This window comes from Candidatus Erwinia haradaeae (assembly GCF_900698985.1).
GTDB classification, from domain to species: domain Bacteria; phylum Pseudomonadota; class Gammaproteobacteria; order Enterobacterales; family Enterobacteriaceae; genus Erwinia_E; species Erwinia_E haradaeae_B.
The window spans coordinates 1-26,513 of the sequence record NZ_LR217731.1; the positions used below are offsets into that span (position 1 = coordinate 1).

Genomic DNA, 26,513 nt, shown 5'->3' on the forward strand with positions numbered 1-26,513 from the left:
TCTATACATTTAATTTTAAAAATGAAATTTTAGATAAATAAAAAATTTTATGATAAAATATTGATAGGTTGTTACTTAATAAACAAAAAATATATAAAATATATATTAATAGTTTATATAATATTTTTATTAAAATAATTTGATTATCCTGAACCGATAATATTTTGAATGACTAAATATTATTTTTTAAACTAAATATTTATTTATATAATAACAATCTAAATATTGTTTATAATATTTTTTAAAAAATAATAAAAAACTTATATTATACCACATAAATTCATTTATAACCGATTAACTTTGTAACTTTTTAGTAGACTACTAATGCTATAAAATTTATATAACAATTAGTGTATTTTAAAAAAATTAACAATCTATTAAAATTATTTATATTGTTGTATTTTAATATTAATTAATATCAAAAACTTATTTAATGTTAACAACCTTCAATCTTTAATTTTAAATTAGCCGTTGCTTGACGCCAATCTGTTGCGCAAGTAATAGCGCTAACAACTGCTATACTTCCAACGCCACAAGCTAACACTTCATCTACCCGATCAAGAGTGATACCACCAATCGCTACAGTTGGAATATGTGTTAAATTACTTACCATATTTTTTAATTTTAATAATCCTTGTGGATGTGATGACATCTTTTTAGTAGTCGTGGAAAATATATGCCCAAGAGCTATATAAGAAGGACTCCAATTTAATGCGCGTAATAACTCTGTTTCATTGTGAGTAGATAGCCCAATACGCAAACCAGAACGACAAATAGTACTGGCATTAGCTGTGTCCATATCTTCCTGACCTAAATGTACACCATAAGCTCCATAACGAATAGCTAATTGCCAATAATCATTAATAAATACTCGAGCTTTATATTGCTTACCTAAAAAAATTGCACTTTTTATATCTGAAGATAATTGTTCCTTTGGTTTATCTTTTAAGCGCAGCTGAACAGTAGTTACACCAGACTCAAGCATTCTCTTTAACCATAATAGAGAATCAACTACCGGATATAAACCCAACCGATGCGGAACTGATAAAAAATTATTATTAAAATTCATATTGACCCCTATAATTTCAACCTGGATATTTCTATTTTAATCTAGATAATTTTTCATTTTAGAAAATTTTACTATTTCATATCTAAAAATTAGTAACATCTCAAATTTTTTTAAAAATATATCTTCAAAACATAAAAATAAAAAAATATTCAAGTAATGTGTGCTTGCTTGTAACATAAAAAGTGTATTCAATAATACTAGTTAAAAAATTTCACTAATATAAATAATCAAGTTAATTTATAAAGATTGTATAAATAATATATATAGTGGATAATAAAACATATATTTTAAAAAATTTATAATATATAATTTTCATATAAATAAGATTTTTATCTTAATTATATGTAATATATTACAAATTTTTAAAAAATAAATTTTTAAGATAATAAAAAATATTAAGATGATAAAAAAATATTTATTATAAATAATTTTTAATGATAGAAGAATAATAAAATTACTTATTAATTACATTTATAGAGTGAAATTTTTATAATTTATATTATAAATTAAGTAAAGTTGATATTATTAATAATAAATAACAAAAAATAAAAATTTTAATAAATACTTCTTTTAAATAAAAATATTTATTTATATTCTGTAATATTTTACATATAAAAACATATTAGTATATGATATAATAAATTAGTTAGCTTTTATAATATATAATATATATATAAACTACTAAAAATTCATATAAATAAACAATATAATTTTTATATAGAATATAATCATAAAAAACTAAATTTTAGTAACATACTAAATATTAGTTATAGATATTAACATTTAACTACAACTACAAATACAACTACAATTATAATTTTTGTATAATATATAATTGTTTTATTATTAAAATAATTCGCATAATACTATTATAATATATCTATTTTAAAATAAATATTTTTAAATTACTAAAAAACTAATAGATTCATGAATGGATATAGATAATTTTTTAAAAATGATCTATATCCATTCATGAATCATGATATTAAATAAATTGTATAATAGAAGTAATTTTTCTAAAATTCATGCAATGGCTCTACATATATTTTGTTAGAAAATTAATATATATTTAATTAATAAATTATATATAATATATATAGATAAAATTATTAAAATAAACAAAGTTTTAATACTTATTAAAGATAATAAATATTATAATTAGTATATAAATTTTAAAGTAAATAAATAAATAAAAAAAATTCACTAAATTTAATTTAAAATTATAAAGGTAATAAATAAAATATAACTATTTTACAAAACTTTTATATATTTTTAATATTATAAAAATTAACTAGAAAAATATAAAAGCAAATATCTATATATAGTAATAAAAAAGGTTTTTAATTATGAAAATAAAAAAATTAGCAAAATTATTATTTTTAATAACTCCCTATTTTTTCATTATCACACCATTACCAAAAACTATGGCAAGTACTAGTATACAAGATATAATAGTTGGGTTTTCACCTGGACAAACAGCAAAACAAATTATTTTATTAGCTATTTCAGAAGCACATAAATCAATTGATATTGCTGCTTATTCTTTTACTAGTAAACCTATTGCATTAGCTTTAATTGATGCACAGAATCGAGGTGTAAATGTACGCTTAGTAGCTGACAAGAAATCAAATAGCAGTAGATACACTGCTGTAACCTATCTAACTAATCATCACATTGCAGTAAAGTTAAATGAAAAATATGCTATCATGCATAATAAATTTATTATTATTGATGGCCATTCAATTGAAACTGGGTCTTTTAACTATACACAAAGCGCAGTAGAGCGTAATGCAGAAAATGTCATTTACTTGCGTAATTATCCAAAAATTTCTGAAAAATATATGATAGAATTTAATCGTTTATGGAAAGAGTCTATATACATCAAACCAATCTATTAATTTCAAATATAATTTATAATTTAAAATTTTTATTTTTAAATAAAACATAAAATAAAACATAAAAACGTAAAAATAAAATTAAAGTAATACACTGTATAATTTTTTTAATATTCAATATAGTTATATATAAACACTTTTTATTTATTATTAATATTTATTATAAAGAATAGATATTCTATTTTAATAAATATTAATAAATAAAATAATATATTAATAACATTATTAAATAAAAATTTATAGATTTCTTATAATATAATAATTTTATTAATTATTGAAATTAAAAAATTATTAAAATTAATATAGAACTAAAGATATAAAATATTATACATATATCTTTTTATGAAATAATTTTCAAAAACTACTAATTTTTATAAATTTTATATAAGTTAATATTTAATGGTAATTTAATATTATAAATTTTTAGTAAAAAATAATTAGCATTTATAAATATTTAATAAAATTGATATAAAAAATTTAACATATAAAATATTTGTTAATCATTTTCGTTGAGTGTAACTTTAAAATAAGTTAAATTATACTTTCAATAAATATCTATTTCTATGACCTATATATAACTAATAAATTATTAATCTATTTTTAAAAAAATTAGAATAATTAAATATATCATATATAAATAATTATTTTATTCATAAAAATAAAACATATTACATATCGATTATATACCAGATATTCTTTATTAATATGTTCTATATTTAGAATAATATATATTATACTTTTTTAGTAAAGTGGTTATACTTAAACTCTCTTTAGAATAAAAACATTATAATTAATTTCAGTTTAAAAAATAATATTTATATTAAACATTTAAGAGATATATGCTTATAATAAGTATATTAAAATTATAAGAAAAAGTTCTAATAATAATAAGATAAAAAATAATTTTAATCACTCTAAATAAAATTTAAAGTTTTCTTTAAAATTAATATTTATACTCATAATTAAGTATATGGATTTATTGCTAGAGGATTGTTGTCCGAGGATTACTGCTAGAGGATTATAGGTTTTATATTATATACAACATATTACGAAAAATTAGTTATTCTATAATGTTACTATTTAGATCACTTTTTAGTGTTAGCATATTTAGAATAATATAATTCGATTTATTCTCTAAAAGATTTAAATATCACAAGTACATAAAGAACATTTAAAATTTTATATATGCAAAAACCCTGATAGAGGTGATGATCTTGGCAGACTTCACTATCAGGGTTTTGCGATTCGCAAAATGCGTACTCAAAAAATATAATATCTCTATATAAAATACTAAGCAAGTATTAAAAACTTTTTAGGCGTAATATTTAAGAAAACTAAATTATAAAAATGTATTTTAATACAAAGATAATTAAAGTAAAATTACTTTACATATTGCTACTAAACTGAGAATTTTAAAAATCCAGATATAAAACGTGAATATATTTACTATAGAACACTAATATTAAAGTAATTACAATGTTTAATGAAGACCTTAAGATTGGTTTCCTTTATGCTCTATTATCTTATGTGTTGTGGCGTCTATAGAAATTTTAATTTTTTTTGGCTTTTCTTGTTCTGGAATATCATAGGTAAATTGTAGTTTTAATAATCCATGATCCAACATGGCTTCTTGAATATTAATTCTATTTTCTAAATTAAAACTAAGAGAAAATTCTTTTTTCTTAAAACCCTGATGAAACCATGTAACTTTTTTTTCATCTGTAGTAGCCGCTGATTTTTCAGGTGTTGGTATGCCTCTAAGGGTTAATTGATTATTGAGTACTGAGATATCTAATTCATCTTGTGTATAACCAGGCACACTTAACGTCATTTCATAATGTTCTTTATCTTTTTGAACTAAATTATAAACAGGTGTATCTGTTATAGGCGATTCACCTGTAATGCGGCTAAAAAGATTATCCATTTGTGTAAAACGATCAGATAAAAGATGATTACTCCATGCCGGAATAAGAGAGAATGAACGATAAGTCATAGTATTCTCCTATAATATATATTATAAAATTTAAAGTTTATAATAAAACAATTCGTATAATATTATAATGGGTATCATCAATATCTTTTCAAGGTTTCTATTTTAGAAAAAAGATATATTTTATGTATTTTTGTAAAAAATAGCTTAATAAATACAATTTTTAGGTTTTTCTTAGCAATATTATAAAGTCGTATATAATCTTGATACTAAAATAATTATAGAATAAAATTCTAAGTTATTAACTAAACTATGTTTGATTTAAGTAGATAATTTCACTATTAATTAAAAAATTTATAATATGTATGCATATAAGAATAAACAAAAAAAAATAGTTTATAAATTAATGTCTATAGATTAATAGTAAAAATATTACTATATACCTTAAAAAAAATCTCTTTATTAGGGATATGTAATCTATCTCATAATATTGATATCTCTTGAGGCATCAACATTCTGAGAATTAAAAAATATAAGTACAATAAGATTTTATTTTTAATATTGTCATAATAACTAAAGTGAAAAAAATGTAATGATTGATATTTTTTTTAAAAACAATCTTTACAATCAAATTAAAAATTTCAAAAAAGTGTGGATGTTACGTGAAGGACATCTAAAAAATATTAATTAATTATATATACTTGTATTAAATATTTATTTAATTAGTATATAAAAATAATTTAAATAATTGAAATAATTTTAATATCTTACTGATAACCATCAAGGTTGCAATTATTCATGAATAAGATATGGCAATGTTTTACAGGCTGTATCCTAATATTTTTACAAATACCTCATGCTGATTCTCAAAATTTTTTAGATGATGAAAAAATAGTATTAACGGGTAACACCATGGGAACAAATTGGAAAGTTAGTTTTTCAGGGGTCAACTCGATAAGAAAACACACTCTACAATGTGCAATACAAAAGATTCTTGATAAAGATAACGATCAGTTATCTACATGGAAAAATGACTCAGTAGTTTCAAGGTTTAATCAGTATCGTGGTATAAACCCGCAACCTGTAACGAAAGACATAGCAGACATTATCATTCAAGCGTTACGTATCGGTTATCAAATGCATGGAGCAATGGATATTACAATTGGCTCATTGGTAAATTTATGGGGTTTTGGACCTAAGGGGTTCCTGATTCACCTTCCAACAGAGTTACAAATTAATAAAGCTCGCGCTTTAACAGGTGCTCATCATTTACAAGTGATTAATATTTCTAATCAATCGTATTTGTATAAAGATTTACCAGAAATCTCCATAGATCTTTCTAGTGTAGGAGAAGGTTTTGCGACTGATCATTTAGCACGATTTATGGAAGAGGAAGGAATTAAAAACTACCTTGTTTCAGTCGGTGGCGCCGTTCGCGCTCATGGTCAAAAAAGTAAGTATAAAACTTGGAAGGTTGGTATACAAAAACCAACAGATTTAGAAAATTCTGTACAAGATATTGTTGTATTAAATGAGTGTGCCATCAGTACTGCTGGAACTTATCGTAATTATTATGAAATAAATGGAAAACGATTTTCACATTTAATTAATCCAGTTACTGGGTGGCCTACACAAAATACTCTTGTATCAGTTTCTGTTATTGCTAGTACTGCATTGGAAGCGGATTGTTGGGATAGCGGCCTTCTTATATTAGATATAGAAAAAGCTAAAGAATTAGCTCAAAAATACAAAAAAGCAGTATATTTAATTTCTCAAAATGGCGATAAGTTTACTACTTGGATTTCTCCAAAATTTTCTTCTTTTATTCAATCTTCTAAAGTTATATCTTAATTTATGTACTTTAAGTATTTTATATGCCTTAATCAAAGATTAAAAAAAATATTTTTCTAATAGCTCTTAGAAAAGACGGACTCAAATTTAATATCTCTGCTTTAGAGAGTTAATTGTATTAATAGATATTATAGTATAAAAAATTAATCAGTGGACTATACTAATTTTTACTATTCTAAAACTAATAATATAAAATTATAGATGATGATTAAAAACATAACATGTATTAATTATTTCTTTCATGTTATTTTTTTAAAATACGTATTACCTATCATTATTTTCTAATAATTTTTACCTACATGATACCAAATACATCAGATTTTTTATTTTATAAATAAATTTTTTATACGACTCCTCAATTTACAATACTAATATTATCTCTTTTACAAAAATTTTTATCTAACGATAAGCTAAAGAATAATATTATATTTTATATATAAGCTGCAGTATTAGTCTTCAAAGCATTATTTGAAATAAAAATATAAAAAGGAACATCTGTTTATGTCTACTACTAAATTAGTCTTAATACGTCATGGAGAAAGCCAATGGAACAAGCAAAATCGTTTTACAGGATGGCATGATGTTGATTTAACAGAGAAAGGCCAGAAAGAAGCAAAAGATGCGGGTAAATTGTTAAAAAGCAAAGGATTTACTTTTGATCTAGCTTACACCTCACTTTTAAAGCGTGCTATTCATACTATATGGTTTGTTCTAGATGAAATAGACCAAGCATGGTTGCCAATAGAGAAAACATGGCATTTAAATGAACGTCATTATGGTGCTCTGCAAGGCATGGATAAGACTAAAAGCGCTATGATATATGGTAATATACAAGTTCAAAAATGGCGTCGTAGCCTAACTTCTGTTCCACCTGCTCTTGACCGTATTGACAAACGTTTTCCTGGTCATGATCCACGTTATTCTTCATTAACTAATGAACAGCTTCCTATTACTGAAAGTTTAAAAATGACTATGAATCGAGTACTGCCTTACTGGAATCAATCAATTCTTCCACACATAAAAAATGGTAAGAAAATTATTCTTTCTGCGCATGGGAATTCTCTTCGTGCATTAATAACATATCTGGACAATATTTCCGAAGAGGAAATTTTTAAACTCAATATACCGACTGCTATTCCATTAGTATATGAATTTAATGAGGATTTTAATCCTATAAAACACTATTGGCTTAATACTGATAATAAAAAAATCTAAAAAATATGCGCATAAATTCAATCAAAATAAGGAACACTATTATAGTTAAAAGTATTCTTTTTTTAAATTTTAATACATGGTGGAACTGATCTGTTACAAAATTATTAAGAAAAAATTAAAAACTATTTATTTTAATATTCTCTAAAAAATATCTATCTTTATTTTATTTTCAGTGATTAAATAAAAACTATTGTAATATATTCAAACATTACTACCATGTAATATTTTTTTAATGATTTATGTATAGTTATATATATAGCGTATTTTAATAAAAATAGTATTGAAGACCTAATTATACTTATCTTAATTATACATTATGAATATCATAAATAATTTTATTCTTTTTAAACTTAGTTCTTATTAATACTGGAACGGACTCTCAGAGTTGATTATATTGTTCACTGAATATGATATGATCGCATAAATACATTAATTATGGTTTCAATAATAACATTTTAATTACAACAATATCATTACATTAAATATTCTATTAAAAGTAAATCTTCTATAAATTTTTTAAAACTAGATTGAATAAACTATTATCTTTATCTCTTTATATATTTAAAATAATAAATTTTCTCAGCATCAATCCAGCTAAATAATATTGATTACATAATTAGAAACACTATAGATATAACTAAGATAAAAAATTTTTTAAAAGTATTAAAAGATAGTATTTATATTATTTAAGAATTTAAATATAATAATATATTTTTTTAATGGTAACTGAAAAATGCTTAGTTTTATAAAAGATGTGAAAAAAATTTATAAAATATTTCTTTTTAATTATAATAAATCTTATCACACTAAAATCTGCTAATTATAATAAATAAGTGTAATATTTATTATAATTATGTTTATTTTTATATGAGGAATATTTATTTATCTTGGTTTATAAACAAAAAATATACATGTCATAATACAATTACATATAATAATAAAAATATACGTAAATTATAAAAGTAATAGTACCTGCTAATTTTAAAATATTTAACAGAATAATCTATGTTAGATGAAATTAATTGGTCTAGTATAATATTACTTCAGCTAATAATATAACTAACACATATATCACATAGTATAAAATAAAATATTTAGTGTAATCTATAATTAGACGATCATTTATTTTATTTTAAAGTATTTATATATATAATATACATAACCATGTAATAATAAAATTATACACTATTTTGATTCGATTTATAGAAATAGAATACATTAGGTATCAAAGATGATGTGGAGAGCAATATTATACTATGAGATTTTATCTCTGTAAAATACATATATCTTTGAACTGATCTATTTTAAATAAATTAATAATTTATTTGATGATGTCGTTATTTTATCATTGTATATCAAATAATCTTATATAATTTTTACTGAGCAATAAATTAAATTCAATATATAGTTAAAAAAAATTAAAGTAAGTATATATTCTCTATTTTTAAGTTATATTTTTTCATAAAATCCATTATATATGTAATTTAACATTGTTAACCTTACTAAAGATATCTTTGTAAGAAACAAAAAAAAGAATATTTACTTCTTGCTTATAGGATGCAAAAACCCTGATAGGGTAATTATCTTGGCAGACTTCACTATCAGGGTTTTGCGAATCGTTAATATACGTATTCAAAATTATAATACATTAAAAAACTTCAGTAATCAAGTATTAGATAATACTTTTACTATATATCTTTGTTAAAAGTATAGAGATAGTATGTGATTAAAATTAATAACATATTATGATATATAAGTTTGCTTCTTCTATGTATAAATTAAAATCTGATATACATTATTAGTATATTCTAAAATATTTAACAAGAGAGTAAAAATTCAAAGAATTAGCTTAATTTTATAATTATAACGATAAATCTATAGTTTATAACTATACTATATATAATATAGACTATATTGCATATCTATCGTAGTATCTAAAATAATCTACTACTAGATTTTATAATGTACTTCTTGCATAAGGAGCAGCTATTAAAATTTTCCTTTTAATATTTAACCTAATCTATTAACTGCTCCACAAGAATAGTTATATTATTTATATAATAAAATAAACCGTCCTATTTTAAATTTTAAAGATTATCTTATCTTTATGAATAGGTGTTTCTAGATATCTATATGAGATTCTATCATTTTAAAATATAAAAAAAATCTTTAAATATTTGTTTTTCCTTGGATTAAAAATCGCTTTACTATGAAATACAAATATAAATTGTACCTTTTTACTTAATAGAAATTCCCATTATATTAATCTTCAGCATTATAGTACTGCGCAGTATTGACCGGTACTATTTTTTTAGTAAGTTCATTCATATCCTCGACATCACTTCTAGCAGTAGAGACACGCTCAATAGTAAGACCTAGCTTATTAAAAAGAGAGATATCACGATCTTCTTCCGGGTTAGATGTGGTAAGTAACTGACAACCATAAAAAACAGAATTAGTACCAGCCATAAAACATAGTGCCTGTATTTGATCATTCATTTTTTCTCGTCCAGCAGATAGACGAACATAAGATCGTGGCATCATGATACGCGCTACTGCAATAGTTCGGATAAAATCAAATGGCTCCACGTCTTCAGCATTAGAGAGAGGTGTTCCGTGTACCTTAACCAGCATATTAATTGGAACGCTTTCTGGTGGTTCTGGTAAATTAGCTAACTGAACAAGCAAGCCTGCACGGTCATCAATAGTTTCACCTAGACCAATAATCCCCCCAGAGCACACTTTTATACCTGCTTGACGAATTGCACTGATTGTATCTAGCCTATCTTGGTATTTTCTAGTAGTTACAATACTAGAATAAAATTCTGGAGAAGTATCCAAGTTGTGGTTGTAAAAATCTAAACCAGCTTTTGCTAGGCGATTTGCTTGTCGATCATTCAGCATTCCTAATGTCATACATGTTTCGAGTCCTATTTCTTTAACGCCCCTTATCATTTTTTCAAGAATAGGAAGATCACGATCATATGGATTTTTCCAAGCTGCTCCCATACAAAAACGTGTTGAACCAGAATCACGTGCCTTACGGGCAGCATCAAGTACTTGTTCCACTTGTATTAATTGTTCGCTATTTACATTAGCACGATGTCGAGCACTTTGCGGACAATACTTGCAATCCTCTGGACAGGCTCCTGTTTTAATAGATAGGAGTGTGCTAACTTGAATCTCACCAGGTTTAAAATATTTTCGATGTACTTCCTGGGCATTAAAGAGTAAATCAAGAAAAGGTTTATCAAACAGCGCTCTAGCTTGCTTTAACGTCCAGGGTTGAAAAGTTGGCATAATGGTTACCCAGATAATATGTAAGGGAATAGATAGTTGTAAGTATAGAGTTTGTGACTACACTGTCTACAATGTATTTCAATTTTATTTGCTAGGATCCTTCAATGCATACTAATTCCCTATATTCGATAGGACATATTCATGCAGCCTGATGACCTCGATTTTGATAAGAGACATATTTGGCATCCTTACTCATCTATGACTCGTCCATTACCTACTTATCCAGTTGTTTCTGCTGATGGTTATGAATTAACCCTTAGAGATGGTCGTCGATTAGTAGATGGTATGTCTTCGTGGTGGGGGGCAATTCATGGGTATAATCATCCAGTAATTAATCAAGCGATGAAAAATCAAATAGGTCGCATGTCACATGTTATGTTCGGTGGCATTACACATCCCCCTGCGGTAGAATTATGTCGTCGATTAGTAACATTAATGCCTTCTGGGTTAGAGTGTATTTTTTTAGCAGATTCTGGATCAGTAGCTATAGAAATAGCTATTAAAATGGCACTACAGTATTGGCAGGCAAGCGGTGATCCACGTTATGAATTTCTCGCTTTACGTCATAGTTATCACGGCGATACCTGCGGTGCAATGGCAGTCTGTGATCCTGAAAACTCTATGCATAGCATATATCACGGGTACCTTCCATCTAATCGCTTTGTTGAGGCACTAAAGCGTAGTTTTAGAGAATCATGGGAGCCAGGTGATGAAGCATCCTTCTCTGCACTATTTTCCAATCATCATCAGACGATAGCAGCAGTTATTATGGAGCCAATTGTCCAAGGAGCTGGTGGAATGCGCTTCTATCATCCTGAATATCTTCGCGTAGCGAGAGCCTTGTGCGATCGATATGGTATCTTATTAATTGCAGATGAAATAGCAACTGGTTTTGGACGCACTGGAAAATGGTTAGCATGCCATCATGCTGACATCACGCCAGATATTTTGTGTCTTGGTAAGGCCTTAACGGGCGGAATGATGACTCTTTCTGCGACACTTACCATCCGTCGCATAGCAGAAACTATTAGTGATAGTGCAGTAGGTTGTTTTATGCACGGCCCAACTTTTATGGCAAATCCACTAGCATGTGCTGCTGCCAATGCTAGTTTATCATTACTTGAAGATGACAGTTGGCGCCAAAGAGTAGAAAAAATTGCTTCTCAACTAAATAAAGAGTTATTACCTCTAATCAACCATCCAAGGGTTTCTGATGTTCGGGTTCTTGGCGCTATTGGAGTAGTAGAAATTATGCAAACAATTAATATAGCACAATTACAACACTGGTTTGTAAAACATGGTGTTTGGATCCGACCTTTTGGTAATCTTATTTATTTAATACCGCCATATATTATTTCTTCAAAAGCTCTTACAATACTTATTGATGCTATTTCTTCTTCATTAGATCAACCAGAAAACTTTTCCTGCTCTTAACTATATTAAATCAATGGATCATTTTAGATGAATTCCTGAAGGTTAGTTTATTATAATTAATATAGAAAATATCATAAATATATCCGTTAATGGTAGAACATATACATGTCTCGAATTCTTCACTTTTTCTTAGGATTGATTATCATTTTTTTACTGGCCTTGCTAGGCAGCCATAATTATAAAGAGATACGTATTCGGTACGTTATACAGCTACTGGTAATTGAGGTTATTTTTGGATGGTTTTTTCTTCATACAACATCAGGTTTAAGTTTTATTACAGCATTTTCAATTTTTTTCGAGAAATTATTAAAATATGCAGCACATGGAACTAATTTTGTCTTTGGAAATATGAGTGATAAAGGATTAGCATTTTTTTGGCTTGACGTTTTATGTCCGATCGTATTTATTTCTGCACTTATTGGCATTCTTCAATATTTTCGTATATTGCCAGTTCTTATTCATTTAATTGGTACTGTGTTATCAAAAATTAATGGTATGGGTAAATTAGAATCTTTTAATGCAATTAGTTCACTGATGCTTGGTCAATCAGAAAATTTTATTATGTATAAAAATATTCTTGGTCAAATTTCAGAGCGTCGAATATATACAATGGCGACAACTGCTATGTCTACGGTATCTATCTCTATTGTTGGAGCGTACATGACTCTATTGCAGCCTAAGTATGTGGTGACAGCGCTAGTCCTTAATATATTTAGTACTTTTATAATTTTATCATTGATTAATCCTTACCGTGTTAATAATACAGAAGACCTTAATTTAGATAATAGTCATATACGATTAAGCTTCTTTGAAATGCTCAGTGAGTACATTTTAGCTGGATTTAAGGTCATAGTGATTGTCGCGGCCATGCTCATTGGTTTTATCGCATTAATCTCTGGTGTTAATGCTTTATGTGAGTTTCTATTGGGGATTAGTTTTCAAGGTATTCTAGGTTATGTATTTTTCCCGCTCGCTTGGATTATTGGTGTCCCAAGTAATGAGGCGTTATGTGTGGGAAGTATCATGGCGACAAAACTAATGTCTAATGAATTTATAGCTATGATTGATTTACAAAAAATTGTTAAAACATTATCTGCTCACACAGAAGGAATCTTGTCAGTTTTTTTAGTATCGTTTGCTAATTTTTCATCTATTGGTATTATTACAGGTTCTATTAAAAGCTTAAATGAAAAACAAGGCAATGTAGTGTCTTGTTTTGGTTGGAACTTATTGTATACCGCTACTCTAGTCAGTCTTTTATCAGCCACTATTACAGGGTTAGTTTTATAATATACAGTATAGGATATATACTATATATAGTGATTTTTTATCTATAAAAAAGATTTCCGTAATTCTATATCTATATCAGTGATATTATTGAATATGCTATTGTCAAACGTTAAATGTTTTATAAATCTTATGAAGATTATCTACTTATTAATGTTCTGGTAAATATAATATTAAATACACACACTAAATGATCAGATTAGTTTTTTTTAGCATACATATTCTTCTGGTATCTTAGTCACTATACAGAAAATATTAAATGATTTTACTACTAAGAATACGGACCTTTGATAAATATACTTAGCTGATGTGGTTTATACTATAATGATTTTATCATTATAGTATAATGATAGATAATTAATAATTTTATACCTTATGATCGATATAAACGGTATATAGTTTCTATCAGGATATTAGGTAAAACTACGTAAGATAATCTTTTCTTTAAAAGAGGTTAAGATTATATATAATCATCCTATTAACTACATTAAATACTATTTAGAGAGTGTAATATTACTTTTAATATGCAGGTTTTTTTAAAATCTTTAAATAATTCAGTCTTGCAAGGATAAAATCTACATTCAGTTTATTAATCATAACCCCGATCTATAGAAGATTAGATAGAATAGCATTTTATTCTAATATATTATAAAAAGTTATATATTTTTTTAAAATATTCATTATTTAATAATATCTGTGGACTATTGATAATTAGTCACTTTTCTATAGAATATTTTTATATATTCTATAGAATGTAAAACTTACCAAGTATCAGGTTATCTTTATGCATACATATTATATATATAAAATATAACATGTAGTTATATTGTTAGCTTTTAGGATATTTTAGTAGTTCATTTCTTAAAAAGTTAATTTTATGAATACGTCTTTTAAATATACCTTAGATTTTAATTTCTAGCATATTCAAAAAATTAGAAAATTAACATGATCTATAGTATTTTAAATATTATTTTTAATAAACGTACAAGATGATTTATTCATCTATTATAATAGGTTCTGCATTATCCTTTTTTTATACATACCTTATAATTTATTATTTTTCCTGATTAAAAATCCTATTTTCTATAATCTATTATCAAAAATTAATAATTTTATCATGTAAACATTAAGTTTCTGATCTATATTTACGATTGTTAGAGTAAGTAAGTAAGTTAAAATTCGGAGTGCATATTGTCAAGATTTTATTACTAATGACTTACTAAAAATCTTTTTAAGATTATTATATACATGCAGAAGCGTTATTTACTTATCAAATTATAAGCATTTAATAAAAACTTAAATACAGCTTCTAGTTAATGTTTATTATTAAAGGCACTTAGACAACTTGTTCATCTGTATCCTAAAATAATTTTTAGGTAATGATAAAGATCACATACCCAATCTGAGGGGGAGTGACATTATTAGTGAACTTTCATTCGAAAATTACAATATAGACAGTATCTTATAAAATTAAGATTCCGATAAGACGAAATAGTTTAGAAGTAATAATAACTATTAATAAGTAAGATAGATCAAAAGGATGAAAAGAAATAAATGTATTAACTACATGATAAGATTATTATCTGAGGTAATCTTTTTAGATTAGAGTTATATATCTATGATACTTCATCACCACCACTCATAAAAATGATGTACAGGTCCTGTACCTTTCCCTATAGATAGACCATTTCCATGTATGAGCGCTTTTTGGATCCATTCTTTAGAAAATTTTAAGGTTTGTGACCAATTTTTATAAAATGGTTGCCTGGCTGCTAAGGCAGCTGATAAGGTACATCCTGTACCATGAGTATGCAGAGTTTTTACTCTTGGAGTCCTAAAACACCATTCTTTGTTTGCAGTTATCAGCCAGTCAGGACTTGATAATCCCGTAAGATGACCTCCTTTAATAACTACCGCTTCACAACCAAGTTCAAGTAATTTTCGACCCTGTTGACGCATTTGAGTTTCATTTTTAGCTATATTACAACCAAGAAGTATTGCTGCCTCTAGCAAGTTTGGGGTTATTATTGATACTAATGGTAATAATATTTCTCGTAGTAAAATTATGGCATCTTTATCTAGCAATGTGTCACCATTTTTAGCTATCATCACTGTATCTAGAACCACCCATGGAATGGGATATTCTATTAATTTCTTAGCTACTACACGAATAATCTTAGCTTGATGAAGCATACCAATCTTTATGCTATTAATATGTAAATCGCTTAGAACTGAATCTAATTGAGCTGCCACACATTGATCACTTACTGAATAAATTGATTGCACGCCCTGAGTATTTTGTGCCACAATAGCAGTAATTACTGTTGCACCATAAACACCTAATGCTGAGAAAGTTTTTAAATCTGCTTGAATACCAGCCCCTCCGCTAGGATCAGTTCCGGCAATGCTCAAAACATTATAAATTTCATTAGTCATGACTTATCTGAGCTCTTATATTAATAGTTGCTACATTATAGATTGTTATTAGTATAATTTTGTCATGACTATGCAATATATATGAAAGATTTTTATAATATTAACTATAGCCTAGTATTAACTATGTATTATACATAACGATTTTAGTATCAGTAATTGCTATTATAGATACTATAATTTTGGATAAATACTATATATGAACATCAGAATTACTGGAATACCGGAATACCTATAACTGAATATATAGTAAGATTATATTAATCCTAAATTAGAATATTATATTATTTATTTTTTAAATACCTCAAATAATTATAGCTAAATTACCTTCTTATTTAGGTAGATTTTAAAAATTAAACTTCTCAAAATAGAGCAAATACGCTATGTGTCACTAGTAGATCATAATATCATATAAAAAATAGTACTATTTTAGATCAGATAAAATCTGCAAGGGGTTTACAATATCTCCCTTATGAAGTGTTTAATTAAAAATTAATGCAGTAGCTGCATATGTTGTTTGTTCTATAAGAAAATAAAAATTATAAGTCTATGAAATTATAATATATGATACTTTATTTTTTACTATCCATCATAGTATATATATCAATAAAATTGATAGCACACCATAACATTTAGTGAACATTGTTTCTCTTATTTTAGGAGAATCTATTTTTATAATATTTCTTGCAAAGATAAAGAAAATATTTATTAATGACTTATTATATATATGTCTAATAATAGTAAAATATAGTTAACTGTGTCAGTTAGTATATTTTTCTGCATATCTATAACTTACCTATAGCTATATTCATAATAGTTAATTATTTCAAAGAGAAAAAAAGACTGTCATTATTTTATTTTTTTAACTATTTATTATTATATATGTGTCTTTATCGATAAAGATGAAATTGAATGACCAAGATAGGGGTCCCAATCCTTCCATACAGGTTGCAACCCAGATAATCGTAATATCTGTGCTATTTCTTGCGGAGAACGGTTATCATTTGGAAGAAATTGCTCCAATTCTGCTTTATTATTAGTATAACCTCCTGGTTGAGTTTTAGATCCAGCACTAATGTTGTTTACTACAATTGGAATGGCATGATCACGGAAATATGGTGATTCTCTGGTAGAAAGAGAGATCTCAACTTCTGGTACTAAAAGACGAAATGCACACATAACTTGAAGAAGCTCAGATTCACTCACTGTAGATGAAGAGTCTAGTACGCTACCGGTAAAAGGTCGTAAGCGAGGAAATGATAAGGAGTAACGACTTTTCCAATAAGTTTTACGAAGATAGAGCAAGTGTTTAGCTAGTATATAACAATCTGTTCGCCAATCATCTGATAATCCTATTAGTATTCCTAAACCTATCTTATCTACCCCAGAGCGAGCTAGGCGATCTGGAGTTTCTAGTCGCCATAAAAAGTCTTGTTTTTTACCACAGAGGTGATGATGACTGTAAGTTTGTGTGTGATATGTTTCCTGATATACTAAAACGCCATCTAAACCAAGTTCTATTAACTCTTCGTAATCTTCTTGTAACATCGGCTGCACTTCCATTACCAGAGAGCTGCAATATTTCCTAATTAACGGCACATAACGTCGAAAGTACTCTATACCTACTTTAGTTTGATGTTCACCTGTAACCAGTAGAAGATGATTAATTCCTTTAGCATGGATAGCTTCGCATTCTCTAATGATTTCCTGTCTTCCAAGAATTTTACGCCGTATGCGATTTTTCATTGAAAACCCACAATAAGTACAATCATTAGCACAAAGATTAGATAAATATAGTGGTAAATAAAAAGTCACAGTATTACCAAAACGCTGTCTAGTAACCGTGTAAGCTCGTTGAGCAATAGTTTCTAAATAATGAATACCTATTGGTGATAATAAAGCCATCATTTCCTGTAAACCGAGATTTTCCAGCATTAGCGCTCGTTCTACATCTTTTATGGTTTGATTATGTATGCGTGAGCTGATTATATCCCATTGTATTTCTTTTAGTTTTTTAGAAAAGGTCTCCATTACATTGTCCTCCCGATGTTGATAGAGAGGTTAAAAAACTGGTTAGTGGGCTTGTAGGTCTTGCCTGGAAATAACGTGACGCTAAACCTGCTTTTCTAGATAACTCACCAGCTTCTGTCGCTAATCGAAAAGCATTAGCCATGGCAACAGGATCTCTTGAGACAGCAATGGCAGTATTTACAAGAATTGCATCTGCCCCTAACTCCAGAGCCTCTAATGCTTGACTTGGGGAGCCAATTCCAGCATCAATTATAACTGGTACTTGAGCTTGTTCAATAATAATTTGTAAGAAATCACGGGTCTTTAGGCCTTGATTGGAGCCTATTGGTGAGCCTAGAGGCATTACTGCTGAACAACCTACCTCAGTGAGATGTCGGCATAAAACCGGATCAGCACCGCAATAAGGTAAAACTATGAACCCTTCTTTTACCAATTGCTCTGCCGCTTTTAGAGTTTCTATTGGATCAGGTAATAGATACTGAATATCTGGATGAATTTCAAGTTTAATCCAGTTTGTCTGTAATGCTTCTCGTGCTACTCTAGCTGCAAATAAGGCTTCTTCAGCGGTTTTTACGCCTGATGTATTTGGTAGTAGTCGGACACCAGCTTTTAGAAGCCCTTGTAGCAAGGCATCATTACTATTATCATTGATATCGACTCGACGCATGGCTAAGGTAACTAGCTCGCTTCCTGATACAGAAATAGCCTCTAACATTAATTCAGTGCTACTGAATTTACCTGTTCCGGTAAACAATCGAGATCGAAATGAAATACCAGCAATAGTGAGCATAAGTTAACCTCCAGCGATCGCTTGGAACAAGAGAATATCATCACCGTCTTTTATCTGATAATCCGGCCAATTCTTTTGCGGAATCACAGTTTGATTCAGTGCGAGTGCTAGTCCAGAGCTACTTGGATAAAACTGGTAAGAGAGAAACTCTGTGATGGAAAGCGGATTTTGAAGTTCCAGAGAGCGGTTATTAAAGGTAATTTTGATCACATTGGTCTCCTTGAGCATCGGAAAGACTAATATAGTGTTTGTACTTTAACTCGTTGAGCATATCGAGCAATGAGCATTCCGACTAAGACGCAAGGTTCGCCATTGTAGCAACGCTCCATCAAAAAGATGTAATTTTCCGGTAGATGACGTTGATATGCCACATAGAAGTTTGATAGCTTCTAGTGCTTGTAAACTGCCCATTACCCCTACTAATGGACCTAATACTCCGGAATTACGACAATTATATTGTTTCTCTTGTTTAGACGGAAAAAGACAAGCATAACAACCGTATTCCCAAGGAGGCGAAATAACTAATATCTGACCATTAAAACCTATTGCGCTAGCGCTAATTAGTGGCTTATTAAACTGGATACAGGCAGCATTAATAGCATGGCGGGTCATCATGTTATCACTACAGTCCAGAACCAAATCTGCATCTAAAATTGATTGATTTAGCCATGTTCCTTCTTCTAGCTTATGTGGTAACGATATATAAAGAAGATTAGGGTTAAGTTCGGTTAGGCTTTTGATTGCTATTTCGGTTTTTAACTGACCGATTTCGCTTGTTTTATAGAGAATTTGACGTTGCAAATTAGAAATATGTAACAGATCATGATCAGCTAAAATTAATGTACCTACACCGGCCGCTGCTAGATACAGAGCAGCTGGCGATCCTAGCCCTCCGATTCCACATAGTAAAACTGTGGAAGACTTTAGTCTTTCTTGTCCTTCAGTGTTTACCTCACTTAATAATAATTGCCTGCTATAGCGTAAAAAATCCTGGTCGTTAAGCATGAAACCTCTTTAAATTACCAATGCAGTATAATCTTTTAGATATCGTTTTTATATTATTTTCTCCATATCTCATAACGTTCTACTTCACTTATTAGAATAAGAATCTATTAGCATAGGTAGCTCATTAATACCACAAAACCTCAAAAATCAGGTGATACTTTGTTTTTTGTGTAAAAATGATAACTATACGGATAAAACTGTCAAGATTCTTGATCAACGCTCTTATTAAGATAATTTGTATCATGGTTCCGATATATATCAGGTAATTTATCGTTTTAGATAGCAAGATTTATCTTAGTATATTGTCTATAATCATCAGGATTTTAATGTAAACCTGTGTTTAGATATTATATTAATGTATCAGAGATCTCTGTATCTAAATTGGTTAGTTATTGAGTATTTCGTAGCAGACAATATAACTATAAAAATCTGAAGAAATAAAACTCTTAAGGTCTCTTATATATTATGTATTAAGGAATGAATATTATATATTAAGGCATGAGCTAATACTGCATAATGTCAGTTTATGTTATAATAATGTGAAATATCATAAACTGACTAAATGGATATGTCCTATATTATATTAATAATGCCATCTTCTTGATATAGAAAATTAAATAATATAAACAACCTCCTCATGGCTTTGTGTTAGTGCATTATGTGACATATAGAATTCAATAGATTTATATATATAAATCATTTAGGGGTTATGTAATGCTATTATTTTTTATGTAGTCACGGATCTCTTGGGAGATACTCATAGAGCAAAACTTTGGACCGCACATAGAACAAAAGTGTGCGCTTTTACCGGATTCCTTTGGAAGTGTTTCGTCATGATAGGCGCGTGCAGTAATAGGATCTATCGCTAGATTAAATTGATCCTCCCAACGAAACTCAAAGCGTGCTTTCGACATAGCATTATCACGGATTTGTGCACCAGGATGTCCTTTAGCGAGATCAGCCGCGTGAGCAGCAATCTTATAGGTAATAAGTCCCTGTTTGACATCTTCTTTATTTGGTAAGCCAAGATGCTCTTTTGGAGTTACATAACATAACATAGCACAACCAAACCAACCAATTAGCGCAGCACCAATACCAGAAGTAAAGTGATCATAGCCTGGAGCAATATCAGTAGTCAAAGGACCCAAGGTATAAAATGGTGCATCATGGCAATGCTTGATCTGTTCGGTTATATTTCTCTGAATCATATTCATTGGAACATGACCTGGACCCTCAATCATAACCTGCACATCATATTCCCAGGCAATTTTAGTTAATTCCCCTAAGGTATAAAGCTCAGCGAACTGTGCTTTATCATTAGCATCGTATACTGAACCAGGACGCAAGCCATCCCCTAGAGAAAGCGATATATCATAAGACGCACATAATTCGCAAATGTCTCGAAAGTGTTTATAAAGAAAATTTTCTTGATTATGTGCAAGGCACCATTTAGCCATAATTGACCCACCTCGCGAAACGATACCAGTTAATCGCTGAGAGGTCATGGGGATATATCGCATAAGTACACCAGCATGAATAGTAAAGTAATCTACTCCTTGTTGTGCTTGCTCTAGTAATGTATTACGAAATATCTCCCAGCTCAAGTTTTCTGCTACGCCGTTGACTTTTTCTAGTGCCTGATAAATAGGAACAGTACCAATAGGAACCGGACTATTTCTTATAATCCACTCACGAGTTTGATGAATATAACGACCTGTAGATAAATCCATAACAGTATCGGCCCCCCAGCGGGTAGCCCATACTAATTTTTCTACTTCTTCCTCAATCGAGGAAGTTAACGAAGAGTTACCAATATTAGCATTGATTTTTACTAAAAAATTACGACCGATAATCATCGGTTCTAACTCAGGATGATTAATATTTGCAGGGATAATAGCACGCCCAGCCGATACTTCTTTTCGGATAAACTCTGGAGTAATATTTTTAGGTGTTACTGAGCTAGATGATGTTTTAGAATGTTGTGATGTTAGAGGATCATTGTTAATTTGGCTATTTTCCATATTCTCACGTAGCGCAATAAATTCCATTTCAGGAGTAATTATCCCCGCACGAGCATAATGCAGCTGAGTAACGCGACGATATTTTTTTGCACGACGAGGGTGATGCAATGTTGTAAAGCGCATATTTTTCATTTCTAACATGTCATCTTGCGCTTTTTTTTCACTAGTAGTCAGTTCAGTGATACATTCACTATCTTGACGATCATTAATCCAATGCGAGCGTAGTCGATGGATACCAGTACTGAGATCTATGGCTATATCCGGATCTCCATAAGGACCAGAGGTATCATATACTGGAATTGGTGCATTCTCCTCATAGGTAACCTTTTTATCTTGCCCACGGATTGGACTAGGACTGAGGTGTATTTCACGTATAGGTACCCGCACGTTACTTGAGCAAGCACTTTGTAGATAAACTCTCGTAGAATTAGGGAAGACGCTACTTGTTATAGACTCTATGAAAGTCTTTGCTTTCTTACGGTTTTCACGACGTGAGGTGAAATTTGGTGATGATAGCATCATCAGTTCCTCAAAAAAATTATAGAAAATTCTTCTTATTTTTAGAGTAAGATTATCTTGAATCAGATATAATTAGATTTGTTAATAACCTGAACTTACTCTCCATCTGTAATTAGTTTTTATGATATAAATACTATGTTAGTTGTGTTTATCTTCTTCGAAATCTCTTTAATAATAATAGTGACTGAGAATAAAAAGGTTAGCTGCATGTCAAAATTTTAATATTAAACATCAATAATTTAGATTTGCTATACCTAATAATATAAAAATTTTTAAATATAATAGGTAACAACTCTACTTATTAACATTTAATATGTATACCTGTTGCGCACTACATTGAAATTAATTTGATATAATGCAATTATATTTGATATAGTGCAATGATGTTATAAAACAGTAAAGTTTATTTTTATGGAAAATTTTTTTAATGTTATGTTATATTGCAAAATATCTTTAAAATTTTTAAATAAATAAAAATTTTTATCGAGATGTCTAGCTATCATTAGAAGTTTTTTTGAATTATTTTATGATCAAGAAGAGATTATGAGTTATGTATCAATCAATAATACAAATATTTTTAGATTTGATCAGTTTAATGTCTCTAGACTGATAATGTGATAATTAAATAATCTAAAGTCTTCCTGTTAGTATGCCGTTTTGTGATGAGATGTCTTAAAATTGTTGAAAGCGTTTTGTAGATTCTTGGTATCTGGAAATAAATGTTTATAGATTTATAGTATAAATCAGTAAATATGAATTTTAATCTAGATTGAAACTATATATTTTTATTGTTTTTGCATTGTATATAATCTCAGTGTGTTTTTTTATTCAAAGATGCACCCAGTTAATCTAAATATATTAAGAATATACTGTGTAGAAAGATATAAAATTTTTCTTTATTAAATAATATATATCTCGATCTATATAAAAATCTATTGGTAAAACATAAATTACTAATTTAGATAAGGTGGAGTGTAACTAAAAAACTAATTGTTAACTAAGCCTATATAGAAAAAATTTATTTTATCTATTGAGAAGTAAAAATTTATCAGCTTATATTATTGAAAGTAAATTTATAGTTTTCTTACGTTTTTTGGAAATAAGTTGTTTAGTTTAATTATTTATCTGGCTAGAAGTTTAACTATTAATAACATATTTTTATTGTCAGATTGATAAAAAAATATTATTTTGCTATAAATAAACAATTATAATATCATTTTCAATAAATTTATATAGTTGTTGTATGTGGAAAATCTTATTTAATTGGGTAATGTTTAGAAAAAAAATATTTTTTATATATAAATATAAGATATATTATAATAAATAAAATAAATTCTTTATCTTATTGAAAGTGATTAAAGAAATGATGTATTTGATATTTTGTATTTAAATAAAAAATTTTTTTGAATATTTTTTTACATAACCTATTAATAGCGAGTAACTTTAGATTCTATTTTTTCTTAAGTTTTTTGTTATTTATTTTTGTTATTTATGTAGATAATATTAAATTAGGTATTAACGGATCTTTTGTGAGTTAACCGCTACAGCGCTAATATAAAATATGATATAATAAAATTTTATTTTTTCTGTAGATAATTTAGAACAATTATTCTTAATATAACTATATGATTTATCTTCTGATTTAAGTTATTCTGATAGAAATAGGTTTTTATAGGTTGGTTTTAATAGGTTATTTATTTTTTTGAATTAGCAGATAAACTAATTATTTATGTTTAGTAACAAGACATAAAAGAAAATTATAGCTCAATACATTGAAACGAGAAAAAAAATTATATAATTTATTATTTTGTAGCTATAATAAATATTATTTAGATATAAAATTACGCTAACATATATTTTTAATAAAATTTAGTGGTTATTTAGACAGTTACCTTGGAGAAGGAAAACCACTAAGATGAAAAAAAATCATATTATCACTATAAAAATTAAAATTTTTACTAAAAATTCACTAGATTAGTTGAATAAATAAAAATTTTTGGTGACTTTTTAATAGTTTCCTTTATAATATTTAATTGATGTTTGATGCAATCACAGTGATAGAACAGCTCGCTGATTCGCTTTTAAACTAGATTCTGCCAAAATAGAAAGTTTGTCATTAACAACATGACAGAGTTTCAACTAGTTTATGAAGATTATACGGATAAATTTTGCTGTACAGGACGCTCCCCTATAGTGAGCAGGTGCTGGGAGAAAGAGAAATAAAACTCTCACTCTCCCAAATGCAAAGACCCTGGATAGGGTGATCTCGGCAGACTTCATTATCAGGGATTTGCAAGTCGTTCAAAAATGTATTCAAGAAGGATACTGGCCGAATGAACGCTAGCAATCAAGTGTCTAATCGCACTTCCCCCATCAGTTCTGCCATAAGTGCAGGGAGTGGTGGATAATTTAAGCTTCTTTACTGCCTCTCAGGCTAAAACTCGGACGTCTAAAGCGCATTGTTATGTAAATAATCCATATCCATGCTATCGCCCGCCAAAAGAAAACGTAAAGCCTCCTCGTATAATTTATGCGATGCGTCAGGCAGCTCGTATGAACGCTCCTTCAAGACATCCAATTTGGCGAGTAGCACCTCGTTATCATCCTATTACTCACTCAGTACTGAATAATCAGCGAGCGATGAATTCGCATCGTGCTCGTGCAATTGACGCTATCATTGAATGTTTAGCGGCACATGTAAACATTGTGACTGGTAAGGTTTACATGTCTTTAGCGCAAATTTCTGATGCATGCGGTTTAACAACCTATAACACGGAAGGTAAACCCTGCTACAGCCGAACAAGTCGCGCTATAAATGAGCATCTTGAGGCTCTAGGAGCTATTTTTTGTGATCGGATATGGGACAAAACGACTGGTTCTTATATTCCAAATATGATATGGGTTACTAAATTATTTTTTGTTTTAATTGACTATGAGTATGGTAAATACCTATCTGCACAAAAACAGCAATTATCCTGGGAAAATCAAAAGTTACGGAAAGCAGGAGAAGGGCCAATTACCTTAACTGAAGCACGTCGTCGGGCTAAGGCAGAGCATATTCGAAGAGCTTTTGTATATCGAACTCAAAAATTAGCATGGAATAAGCAATATCGCCGTGCTAGAAAATTAGAAGCCATGGATGAGAGGAAAGCCAGAGGGAGTATTCTCCAAGATCTAGTAAAAATTTACCGAGTAGAAGAGCTTGGTGCAATGGGGTATATTGAGTTAAACCGGATGATTACACATCGCTATCATGCGATGTGTAAGCTTGCGAGTAGCACGTCGGGAACTGGATAATCTATAAACATAAAAAATTTATACGCTAAATGCGTAGGCTTTCTCTTGCCCTTAATTATCCCACTGTTAAGTTTTTAGTCTATTTTTTTTAAAATTTTTTTTTTTTGGCATTAAATGCGCTGAAAGACTATTTTTTTATAGAAGAATTTTGACTTATCCACATATTAATGCAAATGGTTTTTTTAGTTAAATGCACTTTAAGAAATAGATGCAATATATAAAAATAATAAAAAAAATACAGAAAAAGAATTAATACAAGAAAGAAAATTGTGCATAACTTTATCTTCAAAATAAAACTCTATTTTGACTTATAAAAAGGTATATAAGTATCCTATTGTCTATGGATAAATATCATGCAGGAAGTAAATTAAATTAGAATAGAATCTAAAATCATTTGATTTAAAAACTAATAATCATGTTAATTTTAAATTATTTA

Annotated in this window: 15 protein-coding genes and 1 pseudogene; 6 read left to right on the forward strand and 10 right to left on the reverse strand. The window is 28.3% G+C overall.

What is annotated here, in order from left to right; all coding sequences use genetic code 11:
- Positions 1-436: 436 nt before the first annotated feature.
- The gene (gene thiE / locus ERCIPSPA2889_RS03295; protein ID WP_157989448.1) at positions 437-1,069 is read right to left on the reverse strand and encodes a thiamine phosphate synthase; all 633 of its coding nucleotides are present in this window, start codon (positions 1,067-1,069) and stop codon (positions 437-439) included.
- A gap of 1,346 nt (positions 1,070-2,415) precedes the next feature.
- Here thiE and ERCIPSPA2889_RS03300 point away from each other — a divergent pair.
- Complete coding sequence (locus tag ERCIPSPA2889_RS03300; RefSeq protein ID WP_414973878.1) at positions 2,416-2,967, forward strand: phospholipase D family nuclease; 552 nt, start codon at positions 2,416-2,418, stop codon at positions 2,965-2,967.
- Between the two features lie 1,489 nt (positions 2,968-4,456).
- On the opposite strand, the gene ERCIPSPA2889_RS03305 is transcribed toward ERCIPSPA2889_RS03300, so the two are convergent.
- The gene (locus ERCIPSPA2889_RS03305; RefSeq protein WP_157989449.1) at positions 4,457-4,957 is read right to left on the reverse strand and encodes an Hsp20 family protein; all 501 of its coding nucleotides are present in this window, start codon (positions 4,955-4,957) and stop codon (positions 4,457-4,459) included.
- 735 nt (positions 4,958-5,692) lie between these two features.
- Here ERCIPSPA2889_RS03305 and ERCIPSPA2889_RS03310 point away from each other — a divergent pair.
- Positions 5,693-6,745, forward strand: a complete 1,053-nt coding sequence (locus ERCIPSPA2889_RS03310) for an FAD:protein FMN transferase (protein WP_157989450.1) — start codon at positions 5,693-5,695, stop codon at positions 6,743-6,745.
- A 501-nt stretch (positions 6,746-7,246) separates the two neighbouring features.
- A complete protein-coding gene (gene gpmA, locus ERCIPSPA2889_RS03315; protein WP_157989451.1) occupies positions 7,247-7,960 on the forward strand; it encodes a 2,3-diphosphoglycerate-dependent phosphoglycerate mutase in 714 nt (237 codons plus the stop codon).
- A gap of 2,262 nt (positions 7,961-10,222) precedes the next feature.
- Here gpmA and bioB read toward each other — a convergent pair.
- Complete coding sequence (gene bioB, locus ERCIPSPA2889_RS03320; RefSeq protein WP_157989452.1) at positions 10,223-11,260, reverse strand: biotin synthase BioB; 1,038 nt, start codon at positions 11,258-11,260, stop codon at positions 10,223-10,225.
- 141 nt (positions 11,261-11,401) lie between these two features.
- Between bioB and bioA the strand changes: the two genes are divergently transcribed.
- Both bioA and ERCIPSPA2889_RS03330 read left to right on the forward strand, forming a co-directional pair.
- Positions 11,402-12,694, forward strand: coding sequence for an adenosylmethionine--8-amino-7-oxononanoate transaminase (gene bioA / locus ERCIPSPA2889_RS03325; protein WP_157989453.1), 1,293 nt, complete (start codon positions 11,402-11,404; stop codon positions 12,692-12,694).
- A gap of 105 nt (positions 12,695-12,799) precedes the next feature.
- Positions 12,800-13,984 (forward strand): NupC/NupG family nucleoside CNT transporter, encoded by a 1,185-nt coding sequence (locus ERCIPSPA2889_RS03330; RefSeq protein ID WP_157989454.1) that lies wholly within the window; start codon positions 12,800-12,802, stop codon positions 13,982-13,984.
- Between the two features lie 1,626 nt (positions 13,985-15,610).
- Here the strand turns inward: ERCIPSPA2889_RS03330 and thiD are convergent.
- The 7 genes and pseudogenes from thiD to ERCIPSPA2889_RS03365 all read right to left on the reverse strand — a co-directional run bounded on the left by thiD (position 15,611) and on the right by ERCIPSPA2889_RS03365 (position 25,127).
- Positions 15,611-16,417: a bifunctional hydroxymethylpyrimidine kinase/phosphomethylpyrimidine kinase gene (gene thiD / locus ERCIPSPA2889_RS03335; protein WP_157989455.1), complete on the reverse strand. Its 807-nt coding sequence runs from the start codon at positions 16,415-16,417 to the stop codon at positions 15,611-15,613.
- A gap of 873 nt (positions 16,418-17,290) precedes the next feature.
- The gene (thiH, locus tag ERCIPSPA2889_RS03340; protein ID WP_157989456.1) at positions 17,291-18,445 is read right to left on the reverse strand and encodes a 2-iminoacetate synthase ThiH; all 1,155 of its coding nucleotides are present in this window, start codon (positions 18,443-18,445) and stop codon (positions 17,291-17,293) included.
- The gene (locus ERCIPSPA2889_RS03345; protein ID WP_157989457.1) at positions 18,429-19,235 is read right to left on the reverse strand and encodes a thiazole synthase; all 807 of its coding nucleotides are present in this window, start codon (positions 19,233-19,235) and stop codon (positions 18,429-18,431) included. Before ERCIPSPA2889_RS03345 ends, thiH begins: the two co-directional genes overlap by 17 nt.
- Before the next feature lie 3 nt (positions 19,236-19,238).
- The gene (thiS, locus tag ERCIPSPA2889_RS03350; RefSeq protein ID WP_174232572.1) at positions 19,239-19,442 is read right to left on the reverse strand and encodes a sulfur carrier protein ThiS; all 204 of its coding nucleotides are present in this window, start codon (positions 19,440-19,442) and stop codon (positions 19,239-19,241) included.
- A 48-nt stretch (positions 19,443-19,490) separates the two neighbouring features.
- On the reverse strand, positions 19,491-20,240 hold the full coding sequence (locus ERCIPSPA2889_RS03355; protein WP_157989459.1) for a HesA/MoeB/ThiF family protein: 750 nt from the start codon (positions 20,238-20,240) through the stop codon (positions 19,491-19,493).
- A 713-nt stretch (positions 20,241-20,953) separates the two neighbouring features.
- A pseudogene (thiC, locus tag ERCIPSPA2889_RS03360) lies at positions 20,954-22,780 on the reverse strand (phosphomethylpyrimidine synthase ThiC); the annotation flags it as partial.
- Between the two features lie 2,188 nt (positions 22,781-24,968).
- Positions 24,969-25,127: a hypothetical protein gene (locus ERCIPSPA2889_RS03365; protein WP_157989460.1), complete on the reverse strand. Its 159-nt coding sequence runs from the start codon at positions 25,125-25,127 to the stop codon at positions 24,969-24,971.
- Positions 25,128-25,177: 50 nt separating this feature from the next.
- On the opposite strand from ERCIPSPA2889_RS03365, the gene repA reads away from it, so the two are divergent.
- Complete coding sequence (gene repA, locus ERCIPSPA2889_RS03370) at positions 25,178-26,077, forward strand: plasmid replication initiator RepA (RefSeq protein WP_232037622.1); 900 nt, start codon at positions 25,178-25,180, stop codon at positions 26,075-26,077.
- Positions 26,078-26,513: the final 436 nt, after the last annotated feature.

What these genes read in the sequence shown, in the direction of transcription:
- thiE (WP_157989448.1), bottom strand. Translation starts at nt 1,069, where the DNA reads ATGAATTTTAATAATAATTTTTTATCAGTTCCGCATCGGTTGGGTTTA.
- ERCIPSPA2889_RS03300 (WP_414973878.1), top strand. Translation starts at nt 2,416, where the DNA reads ATGAAAATAAAAAAATTAGCAAAATTATTATTTTTAATAACTCCCTAT.
- ERCIPSPA2889_RS03305 (WP_157989449.1), bottom strand. Translation starts at nt 4,957, where the DNA reads ATGACTTATCGTTCATTCTCTCTTATTCCGGCATGGAGTAATCATCTT.
- ERCIPSPA2889_RS03310 (WP_157989450.1), top strand. Translation starts at nt 5,693, where the DNA reads ATGAATAAGATATGGCAATGTTTTACAGGCTGTATCCTAATATTTTTA.
- gpmA (WP_157989451.1), top strand. Translation starts at nt 7,247, where the DNA reads ATGTCTACTACTAAATTAGTCTTAATACGTCATGGAGAAAGCCAATGG.
- bioB (WP_157989452.1), bottom strand. Translation starts at nt 11,260, where the DNA reads ATGCCAACTTTTCAACCCTGGACGTTAAAGCAAGCTAGAGCGCTGTTT.
- bioA (WP_157989453.1), top strand. Translation starts at nt 11,402, where the DNA reads ATGCAGCCTGATGACCTCGATTTTGATAAGAGACATATTTGGCATCCT.
- ERCIPSPA2889_RS03330 (WP_157989454.1), top strand. Translation starts at nt 12,800, where the DNA reads ATGTCTCGAATTCTTCACTTTTTCTTAGGATTGATTATCATTTTTTTA.
- thiD (WP_157989455.1), bottom strand. Translation starts at nt 16,417, where the DNA reads ATGACTAATGAAATTTATAATGTTTTGAGCATTGCCGGAACTGATCCT.
- thiH (WP_157989456.1), bottom strand. Translation starts at nt 18,445, where the DNA reads ATGGAGACCTTTTCTAAAAAACTAAAAGAAATACAATGGGATATAATC.
- ERCIPSPA2889_RS03345 (WP_157989457.1), bottom strand. Translation starts at nt 19,235, where the DNA reads ATGCTCACTATTGCTGGTATTTCATTTCGATCTCGATTGTTTACCGGA.
- ERCIPSPA2889_RS03355 (WP_157989459.1), bottom strand. Translation starts at nt 20,240, where the DNA reads ATGCTTAACGACCAGGATTTTTTACGCTATAGCAGGCAATTATTATTA.